The sequence below is a fragment of the Aeromonas sp. R2-3 genome (assembly GCF_040908375.1).
Lineage (GTDB): Bacteria > Pseudomonadota > Gammaproteobacteria > Enterobacterales > Aeromonadaceae > Aeromonas > Aeromonas veronii.
Genome location: NZ_JBFODP010000022.1, coordinates 246,804 through 255,562, shown reverse-complemented (window position 1 = coordinate 255,562; position 8,759 = coordinate 246,804). Strand labels below are relative to the sequence as shown.

Here is an 8,759-nt window from a genome sequence, read left to right as displayed (position 1 = left end):
CCTGATCCCATGCCGAACTCAGAAGTGAAACGCGGTAGCGCCGATGGTAGTGTGGCATTCGCCATGCGAGAGTAGGACACTGCCAGGCACCCAATCAAACAGCGATGTGAAGAATCACATCACTGGCTGCGAGGATGACACCTCACTGACGCGGCAAACAATTTAGCGCAAGCTAACCGAATGCGGAGCGGTAGTTCAGTCGGTTAGAATACCGGCCTGTCACGCCGGGGGTCGCGGGTTCGAGTCCCGTCCGCTCCGCCACTAATTTGAAGGCCTTCCCTGATGGGAAGGCCTTTTTGCTATGGGCGATTTTTGCCCAGAGCCCCCCAGATTTGTACACTCGGCGAACACCAAAGCCCAGTCTCACGACCGGGTTTTGATGTTTTTAGCCTGCTGGTGAGCTGCCGACATCCCACCACGATGGCAATACCTTCCCCTGTTGGTGTTCTTGCTACTGTTTCCACCTCTGTATCGCAGCACATCCCATCTTGGCGATATTGTTCCGCTGCGAGCTGATAGAGCTTGAGGATTAAATCAGGTCATCTTGCAACGGTACGTCATCGCTTCCGCTTGTTTGTTTAATTCCCGTGTTTGTTTATGGATTTATCCCATTAAAACAGTCTCTTATCAAGAATGAGCTGTTTTGTAGCAGGAATACCACACGAGATAAATGATAATCATTATTGTTTGAATGATCCGGTCGGGGTCGTTACAATGCGGGCTGATTAATAAAGTGCTTTTCAAATGAGCCTTTTCTAACACTGCGTCTGGCCGGATGCCAGGGCGTTGTAATGAGTGAAGTAAGGGAATACGTCACCTTCCTACTAATAATGTTCAGGCTAAAACATGACAATTTTGAAACCGAACAAGCTTGCCTTGCTGATCTGCTCCCTTCTTACGACCCAGGCCTATGCTGCCGAACAAGAGGTTATGGTCGTCACCGCTTCCGGCTTCCAGCAGAAGATTGAAGACTCAGCTGCCTCCATCTCTGTGATTACCCGTGAGCAGCTGGAGAAACGGGCATATCGCGATGTGACCGATGCCCTGAAGGATGTTCCCGGTGTTGTGGTGACTGGCGGTGGCAGCAGCAGTGATATCAGCATTCGCGGTATGGGGTCGAAATACACTCTGATGCTGGTTGATGGCAAGAAGGTGGATAGCCGTGGCACTCGCCCGAACAGCGATGGTCCTGGTATCGAGCAGGGCTGGCTGCCGCCACTGCAGGCGATTGAGCGCATTGAGGTCGTCCGTGGCCCCATGTCATCCCGTTATGGTTCCGATGCCATGGGGGGCGTGATTAACGTGATTACCCGCAAGACCACCGGCCTGGCCTGGCAGGGATCGGTTCATGCTGATTCTACCTTCCAGGAGAACAAGGATGCCGGCAACAGCTTCCAGACCGATGCCTATACCGCAGGTTCACTGATCGATGGCGTGTTGGGGCTGCGTTTCAACGGTCAGCTTGCCCATCGTGGTGAAGACAAATTTACCCAGGGTTTTGCCGAGCAGGAGACTCGCAGTGGTACGGCGGTGCTCAGCTTCAAGCCTGATGATCATAACCGCTTCGATCTGGAAGCCAGTCGTAGTCTGCAGGATCGGGATCGCACGGCCGGCAATTCGCTGGCTGCCAAGGCGAAAGATAGCCTTAACCGCTACGAGCGCACCAACTATGCGCTGACCCATGATGGCCAGTATGATTTCGGCTCTTCCAGCAGCTATCTGCAGCAGGAGACCAACACCAATCCCGGACGCCAGATGGAGCTCATCAACACCATCGCCGATACCCATACCCAGTTTATTCTGGGTGATCACTACCTGAGCGTCGGTGGTCAGTATCGCTATGAGGATTTGCACGATCAGGGCAATACCCTGAAAGTGGCCAACCCTGCCGAGCAGCTGACCCGCTGGAGTTGGGCGATGTTTGTCGAGGATGAGTGGTCACTCACGGACAGCTTTGCCCTGACCGGTGGCGCCCGCATGGATCGGGATCAGAATTATGGCTCTCACTGGAGCCCGCGCCTCTACGGCGTTTGGCATCTGGATGATAGCTGGACCCTGAAAGGAGGCGTATCGACCGGTTACCGCTCTCCTGACTTGCGAATGTCGGCGGCCAACTGGGGTCAGGTCACCGGTGGTGGCAGCCTGGATGGCATGCTGGTCGGTAACCCGGACCTCAAACCTGAGACCAGCGTGAGTGAAGAGATCGGCCTGCTGTGGAACGGTCATCAGGGCTTCAACGCCGGGGTTACCCTGTTCAACACCGACTTCAAGAACAAGATATCCGAAGTGCGTCGTTGCACCAGCAAGAGCGATCCCGCCTGTACCCTCAATGGTCACAGCTATGACTTCATCAGTGATCGGGTCAACGTCGACAAGGCGAACATGCGCGGTGTCGAGGGGATGATGGATTGGGCCATCAATGAGGATTGGTCGGTCAGCTCCAGCTACACCTTTACCCAGTCCGAACAGAAGAGCGGTCCGCTGGCGGGTCATGCCCTCAACCAGATGCCCCGCCACATGTTCAACGGCAGCGTAGAGTGGCAGACCACCGAGCAGCTGAGCCTCTGGTCACGGGTCAACTTCCGTGGCGAGACCTCCGAGTACCTGAGTCGTGTGAAGATGGCAGAGGGGACCCCTTCCTATACCTTCTTTGACATGGGCCTGGTCTACAAGGCCAACAAGCATCTGGATCTGACCGCAGGGGTCTACAACCTGTTCGACAAGACGGTGGATTACAGCAGTTATGGCACTGTGCTGGATGGTCGCCGCTACAACCTGGGCGTGACCTACAACTTCTGATAGGGAACCAGTCATGCGGCCGCCATCTTCCGATGGCGGCCGTTTTTATTGCGCGTCCGTCAGGGGACTATGCCTGATAGGGGGCGGCTTGCCAGGTATTGCGCCCCCGTCCCTTGGCCTGATACATGAGGGCGTCAGCCTGCCGTAGTAGCTGGTCGGCATCAGCCTGCCTATCTGCGGCGACCCAGACTGCCCCGGTGCTGATGGAGAGGGTCATCTCGCCGCTGCTGGTGTGCAGGGTTTGCCGGTTGATCTCCAGGCAGATACGCTCGGCCCACTCTTCTGTCTCTGCCAATGTGGCCAGCGGTAGCAGCAGGCAGAACTCTTCGCCGCCGATGCGGGCCAGCAGAGCCTCTTCGGGCAACAGGTTGGTCACAGTCGTGGCCAGCTTTTCCAGCAACAGATCCCCGATGCCATGACCAAAGCGGTCATTGGTCTCCTTGAAGTGATCCACATCGAACAGCAGCAGAGCACAGGGAGCCCCGCTTGCCAGTCGTTGCTCCATGGCGGGCATGAATGCCCGTCGGTTGAGCAGGCCGGTCAGGGGGTCGGTACTGGCTTGTTTCTCCAGTCTGGCGTTGGCGCGGCTCAGCTCGGCGGTGCGGCTGGCGACGGCCCGGCGCAGTTGCACTATGTAGGCCACCATGATCAACACCCCGGCAAGCAGTAGCCAGGGACCGAGATGGATGGGGTAGACGGTTTCGACATGCATCCATTTGCGGATGATCCGCTCCCGATCGCTCTCTTTTAACTTGGCGAACCCCTCTTCCAGCCGGTGTAACAGGGCAAGGTCGCCCTTTCTCACTGCAAAGCGGATCTGGTCGGTATAGAGGTGGCGAACCGGAATAAAGCGGGTGGGATCGTCCGAGGTATAGATGTAGAAGTTGGCGACCTGCAGATCGGCGATAAAGGCCTTTATGTCGCCCCGAAAGGCCGCCGCCAGCAGGGTGTCATTGTCGTCGAAGGTCTGCAGTCTGGTGCCGGGGAAGTAGCGTCTGGCGTAATACTCCTCGTAGCCACCGGCTACCACTCCGACCGTTTCATGGAGCAGGTAGTAATGTACATCGGTGCCGCGCAGTTCGCTCGAGAAGAAGAGTTGGGAGTCGAGCTGGGCGAGAGGCCGGCCATAGTCGAACAGTTTGTCCCGCTCCGGTGACCAGAGCAGTCCGGCGTGAACGTCCGCTTTCCCCTCATGGAGCAGGTCGAGGGAGCCTTGCCAGTCGACCAGCTTGAACTCGATCTTCTGGCCGGTCACCCGGGCATATTCACGCCACAAATCGATCAGCAGGCCATCCGGCTGGCCCGACTCATTGATATAGGAGAAGGGCTGCCAGGCTTTGGAGTTGGTAATGATGATCGGCTCTTCCGGGGCTTTGGCCCATGCAGGCAGGGCAAGGGCGAGCAGCATGAGCCCCCACCCGATACTGACTATGACTCCTGTCCTGGAAGAGGCCATCCTTGCTCCAATCCGTTGCCGTATATCGTCACGTGGTCACCGATTATCACCGTCTTTCTGATCGAAGAACAAGCGCTCAAATGATGAAGTTTGCATGATGCAAATGGCGCCATGACAAGGCTGGCGGATAGAGTAACTACTTACAGCGGCAGGCTGATCCGCGCCTCCAGTCCCCCCTGTGGCCGATTGAGCAGGGTCAGTTCGCCACCATGCTGATGCACCAGGGTACGGGCAATGGAGAGCCCCAACCCCACGCTGCCGGACTCGGTGTTGCGGGCTTCATCGAGCCGCACGAACGGCTTGAACACATCCTCCAGCCGCGCCGGATCGATCCCCGGCCCGTTATCGCAGACCCGGATCAACAGCTCTTCCTTGCGCCGCTCCAGCGACACTTCGGCGCTGCCGGCATATTTGATGGCGTTGCCGATCAGATTCTGCAGCACCCGGCGCAGGGTGTTGGCCCGGCAGGCGTAGACCTCTTTGCCCTCCGCCAGACAGGTGACCGGCTGGCCGGTATCGGCATAGTCATCGCACAGGCTGACCAGCAGGCTGACCAGATCCAGCTCGCGGGTAGCCTCTTGCTGCCCCTCCTCGCGGGCAAAGCTGAGGGTGGCCGCCAGCATCTGCTCCATCTGTTGCAGGGTCTGCTGGATGCGCTCCTTGTCCTCGCCATCGGCCAGAAACTCGGTGCGCAGCCGCAGGCTGGTGATGGGGGTGCGTAGATCGTGGGAGATGGCCGCCAGCATCCGGGTTCTGTCCTGCACGAAGCGGTCGAGCCGGGTGTGCATCCGGTTGAAGGCCTGAATCGATTCGCGGATCTCGGTCGGCCCCTCCTCTTTCAAGGGCTCGATATCCTCGCCCCGTCCTAGCCGCTCCGCATTGCCTGCCAGCTGCTTGAGCGGGCGGGTGGCACGGCGAAACAGCAGCACCATCAGTCCGATCACCAGACTGGCGACCAGCATCAGGTTGAAGGTGGTCTGCCACGACCAGCTGCCCGCCTCCTTGTCGACCAGCGAGCTGAACTGCAGCCAGCCCCCCTGCGGCAGTTCGATGGAGCCGTAGAGCCGCATATCCCGCGGCGGGGGCGGTCCCTTGCGATCCCGCATCATGCGGGCATGATGTTCCCACGCCTTGCTGCGCTGGGTATCCTCTTTCAGCTCGGCGCTGATCTCGACGGTGAGGCCGGGGGGATAGTTGAGGCGCGAGCGTACCAGTTGCTCGAAGCGGGGGCTGCGGTTATCCGGTTGCAGCGGCTCGTCGGAGAGGCGCAGCAGCAGGGTCTCGCTGCGGCTCGCTTTGAGGATCTCGTCATAGAGGGACGGGGGGGAGAGGGAGAGCAGCCTGACCACCGAGATGATCCGCTGCATGGCGTTGCGGCTGTTGACGAAGCCGAGCGCCTCCTCCCGATCCGTGCGGTAGATCTGGATGCTGAGTAGCTGGATCAGGATCAACCCTGCCAGCGCCACCAGAATGATCTGGCCGGTTAGCCCCTTGGGCCACATCCGTGCCCACAGTCGTCGCAAGTTGCCCACTGCTTAAACCTGCGTCACGTCGGCGGAGAACATATAGCCGCCACCCCAGATGGTCTTGATCAGCTCCGGATTCTTGGGATCCCGCTCCAGCTTGCGGCGCAGGCGGCTCACCAGGGTATCGATGGCGCGATCGAAGGCTACCGCCTCGCGGCCACGGGCCAGATCCAGCAGTTGATCCCGGCTCAGCACTCGCTGCGGGCGTTCCAGAAATACCTTGAGCAGATCGAATTCGGCGGTGGAGAGGCTCAGGCCCACCCCATCCTCATCGACCAGCTCCCGGCGATTGACGTCGAGCAGCCAGCGATCGAAGCGCAGATCCCGGGTCAGGGTTTCGGCGGCGGGTTGGTTATCCGCCTGGGTGCGGCGCATCACCGCCTTGATGCGCGCCAGCAGCTCGCGCGGATTGAAAGGCTTTGCCAGATAGTCGTCGGCCCCCATCTCCAATCCGATGATGCGGTCGGTCTCTTCCCCCATGGCAGTCAGCATGATGATGGGCAGGTTCGATTTGACCCGCAGCTCGCGGCAGAGGGTCAGACCATCTTCACCCGGCATCATCAGATCCAGCACCAGCAGGTCGAACTCCCGATCCTCCAGCAGTCGCTTCATCTCCTTGCCATCCCGGGCGCAGCTGACCCGCAGGCCGTGCTGTTCCAGAAAGCGTTTCAAGAGATCGCGGATCTCGCTGTGGTCGTCGACCACCAGAATGTGGGTGTTGCCCTGGTTCATGAATACCTCCCCTGCTTGGCGTTGGCCCGAGTATACGAAAATCCGCCCGGCGGTTTGTGTCAAAGTGTGCCAGATCCGCACGATGCCACACTCTGCTACAAAAAAGGGTGATGCTGGCAAAGTTCAGACACCGATAGGGTGTTTACTTGAGGGCAAGGCAAGAGCGCCGAACCAGAATCATCCCTACAGGAGATAGACCATGAAAAAGCTGACCAAAACCCTGCTGACCGCCACCCTGATCCTTGGCCTGCCGCTGGGCGCCTATGCAGCCAGTGAAGCAGCGTCCACTGGCCAGCCCGGTGCCATGGTGGATTGCCCGATGGACGGTGGTGGCATGATGGGTGGCAAACACCACGGTGGTCGCCACGACAAGATGGCTCGTATGCAGAACATGACCCCGGAGCAGATCCAGGCCAACTTGCAGCAACGTTATGACCGCATTGAAGATCCGGCCAAGAAGGCGGAGTTCATCAAGAAGCTCAACGAGCGTGCCGCCGGCATGACCAAGCACGCCGAAGCGATGAAGCAGTTCGCCGAAGCGAACCAGTAACAACGCCAGCTGTTATCAACCCAAGGGTGGCCGAGGCCACCCTTTTTGTGTTTACTGCGTTTAGCAGCAGATTGGTTGAACGCTGGTGATTGCCAATAAAAGAGGGGAGCCCAGTGCTCCCCCTCTTGCTATCTGTGCCGATGCGGGTGTTCAGCCCACTCCACCGGACGAGCGAACTTAGCCCTGAGCCTTGTCGGTCAGCTCTACTTTCTTGACGGTTTCGCCTTCGAACTTGATGACCACGTTTTTCTTGGCGGCGTCGGTATCTTTCAGCAGGGTTTTGGTGGTTTCTGCCAGCAGCGGAGAGGCCTTGTTCAGGGCATCCAGATCATAGGTCCACACTTCCAGACCGGATTCGGTCTTGGTGGTGGCAGGAGCGCCCAGCTTCTCTTTAATAGCCTGCTTGTTGGAGCCGCCTTCCTTGATATCCAGTGCCTTCTTGATGGCTTCGTTGGATGCGCTGTCCACTGCACCGGATACGGCGGTATTAGCTGCATCCTTGACGCTGCTGGTGACGCTGTCGGTCAGCGAATCCATCAGGCCGGCATTGGCAAACAGGGGCAGGGTGGTGAGGGCTACCAGCAAACTCTTTTTCATTTTCTACAGCTTCCATGGGTTCAATGAGGCGGCTATGAAATCAGCAAAGATATTAGGTGTCAAGTGAGGCACTCAATTAACATTTCTGTTAACTGGGTCTCATTTCTCACCAGCTGCAAACAGTTTTGGTATCTCCCGCACCAGCCAGCTTTTGGCCTTGCCCATGGTGTCTCGCCGCCAGGCCAGCACTACTTGCAACTGATGGCGATATTCGGGGCTGATCACCTTGAGCTGTCCGGCCCGGATGTCCTCCTCAATCCAGCTCTGTGGCATGGTGCCGACCCCGATTCCTGCCAGCAGGGCATCCCGTTTCTCCGTCATGGTGCTGACAGTGAGGCGCGGCTGCTTGTCCAGCAGGCGGTAGGTAAGTACCGGTTTGCGCAGGGCGGTATCAGCGACCGCGATGGCGCGGTAGCGGCGCAGGGTCTCGTCGGCCAAGGGTTCGGGTTCCTGATGCAGCGGATGATCGGGATGGGCGACGTAGAGCATCACCTCGTCCTTGATCACCTGATGCTTGATGCCGGTCATCATGATGTCCGGGTTGATGGAGGAGATAAGCAGGTCGGCGCGACCATCTTCCAGACACTCCCAGCTACCCGCCAGCACCTCGGCCCGCAGCCGCAGTCGGGTATCGGTCTGCTCGGCCAGCTTCTCCACCAAGGGGTAGAGGGCCTGCACCGGGACCAGCGCATCAACGGCGATGGTGATGTCGGTCTCCCAGCCACGGGCTAGCGCCCGGGTCTCGCCCACCAGATGTTCGGCCGCTTCCAGTAGCACCCGGCCGCGCTCCAGCAGCATGCGTCCCGCCGGGGTAAATTTGGTGCGGTGGCCGCTGCGGTCAAACAGCATGGCATCCAGTTCGTCTTCCAGCTTTTGCACCGTATAGCTCAATGCCGAGGGCACCTTGCCCAGCTCGTCGGCCGCCGCCGCGAAGCTGCCACGGCGGTCGATGGCGTCCAGCACCCGGATTGCCTCCAGGGTCAGCGCCCGTTCCTTGTTCGATTCCTTGGCCATTCCTCACCTTCAATTTTTTTGAATATGTTTGCCAGTTTATCTCGCTAACAAGTTAGGTCATGTCACTTTAATATTCAATCAACGC

At 58.7% G+C, this 8,759-nt stretch carries 7 protein-coding genes, 1 tRNA gene and 1 rRNA gene; 4 read left to right on the top strand and 5 right to left on the bottom strand.

The annotated features are described in order from the left end of the window. From rrf to AB5Z02_RS11770, 3 genes are all read left to right on the top strand, one after another. Nucleotides 1-88 (top strand): 5S ribosomal RNA (gene rrf, locus AB5Z02_RS11780); the annotation flags it as partial. Between the two features lie 96 nt (nt 89-184). Then, nucleotides 185-261: transfer RNA gene (locus AB5Z02_RS11775), tRNA-Asp, on the top strand. A 585-nt stretch (nt 262-846) separates the two neighbouring features. Beyond that, on the top strand, nt 847-2,799 hold the full coding sequence (locus tag AB5Z02_RS11770) for a ligand-gated channel protein (RefSeq protein WP_231720062.1): 1,953 nt from the start codon (nt 847-849) through the stop codon (nt 2,797-2,799). Nucleotides 2,800-2,866: 67 nt separating this feature from the next. Here the strand turns inward: AB5Z02_RS11770 and AB5Z02_RS11765 are convergent, their stop codons facing one another. The 3 genes from AB5Z02_RS11765 to AB5Z02_RS11755 all read right to left on the bottom strand — a co-directional run bounded on the left by AB5Z02_RS11765 (nt 2,867) and on the right by AB5Z02_RS11755 (nt 6,513). Further along, nucleotides 2,867-4,255, bottom strand: coding sequence for a transporter substrate-binding domain-containing protein (locus tag AB5Z02_RS11765; protein WP_368216040.1), 1,389 nt, complete (start codon nt 4,253-4,255; stop codon nt 2,867-2,869). A gap of 140 nt (nt 4,256-4,395) precedes the next feature. After that, nucleotides 4,396-5,757, bottom strand: coding sequence for an ATP-binding protein (locus AB5Z02_RS11760; RefSeq protein WP_047435114.1), 1,362 nt, complete (start codon nt 5,755-5,757; stop codon nt 4,396-4,398). 33 nt (nt 5,758-5,790) lie between these two features. Then, nucleotides 5,791-6,513 (bottom strand): response regulator, encoded by a 723-nt coding sequence (locus tag AB5Z02_RS11755; protein WP_279490065.1) that lies wholly within the window; start codon nt 6,511-6,513, stop codon nt 5,791-5,793. Nucleotides 6,514-6,712: 199 nt separating this feature from the next. Here AB5Z02_RS11755 and AB5Z02_RS11750 point away from each other — a divergent pair, with 199 nt between their 5' ends. After that, on the top strand, nt 6,713-7,063 hold the full coding sequence (locus AB5Z02_RS11750) for a hypothetical protein (protein WP_279490066.1): 351 nt from the start codon (nt 6,713-6,715) through the stop codon (nt 7,061-7,063). A 177-nt stretch (nt 7,064-7,240) separates the two neighbouring features. Here the strand turns inward: AB5Z02_RS11750 and AB5Z02_RS11745 are convergent, their stop codons facing one another. Together AB5Z02_RS11745 and AB5Z02_RS11740 are read right to left on the bottom strand one after the other, a co-directional pair. After that, the gene (locus AB5Z02_RS11745; RefSeq protein ID WP_005355310.1) at nt 7,241-7,660 is read right to left on the bottom strand and encodes a hypothetical protein; all 420 of its coding nucleotides are present in this window, start codon (nt 7,658-7,660) and stop codon (nt 7,241-7,243) included. 99 nt (nt 7,661-7,759) lie between these two features. Then, nucleotides 7,760-8,674, bottom strand: a complete 915-nt coding sequence (locus AB5Z02_RS11740) for a LysR family transcriptional regulator (protein ID WP_231720059.1) — start codon at nt 8,672-8,674, stop codon at nt 7,760-7,762. Nucleotides 8,675-8,759 lie beyond the last annotated feature (85 nt).

Coding starts and splice junctions, on each gene's coding strand:
- AB5Z02_RS11770 (WP_231720062.1), top strand. CDS start 847: ATGACAATTTTGAAACCGAACAAGCTTGCCTTGCTGATCTGCTCCCTT.
- AB5Z02_RS11765 (WP_368216040.1), bottom strand. CDS start 4,255: ATGGCCTCTTCCAGGACAGGAGTCATAGTCAGTATCGGGTGGGGGCTC.
- AB5Z02_RS11745 (WP_005355310.1), bottom strand. CDS start 7,660: ATGAAAAAGAGTTTGCTGGTAGCCCTCACCACCCTGCCCCTGTTTGCC.
- AB5Z02_RS11760 (WP_047435114.1), bottom strand. CDS start 5,757: ATGTGGCCCAAGGGGCTAACCGGCCAGATCATTCTGGTGGCGCTGGCA.
- AB5Z02_RS11755 (WP_279490065.1), bottom strand. CDS start 6,513: ATGAACCAGGGCAACACCCACATTCTGGTGGTCGACGACCACAGCGAG.
- AB5Z02_RS11740 (WP_231720059.1), bottom strand. CDS start 8,674: ATGGCCAAGGAATCGAACAAGGAACGGGCGCTGACCCTGGAGGCAATC.
- AB5Z02_RS11750 (WP_279490066.1), top strand. CDS start 6,713: ATGAAAAAGCTGACCAAAACCCTGCTGACCGCCACCCTGATCCTTGGC.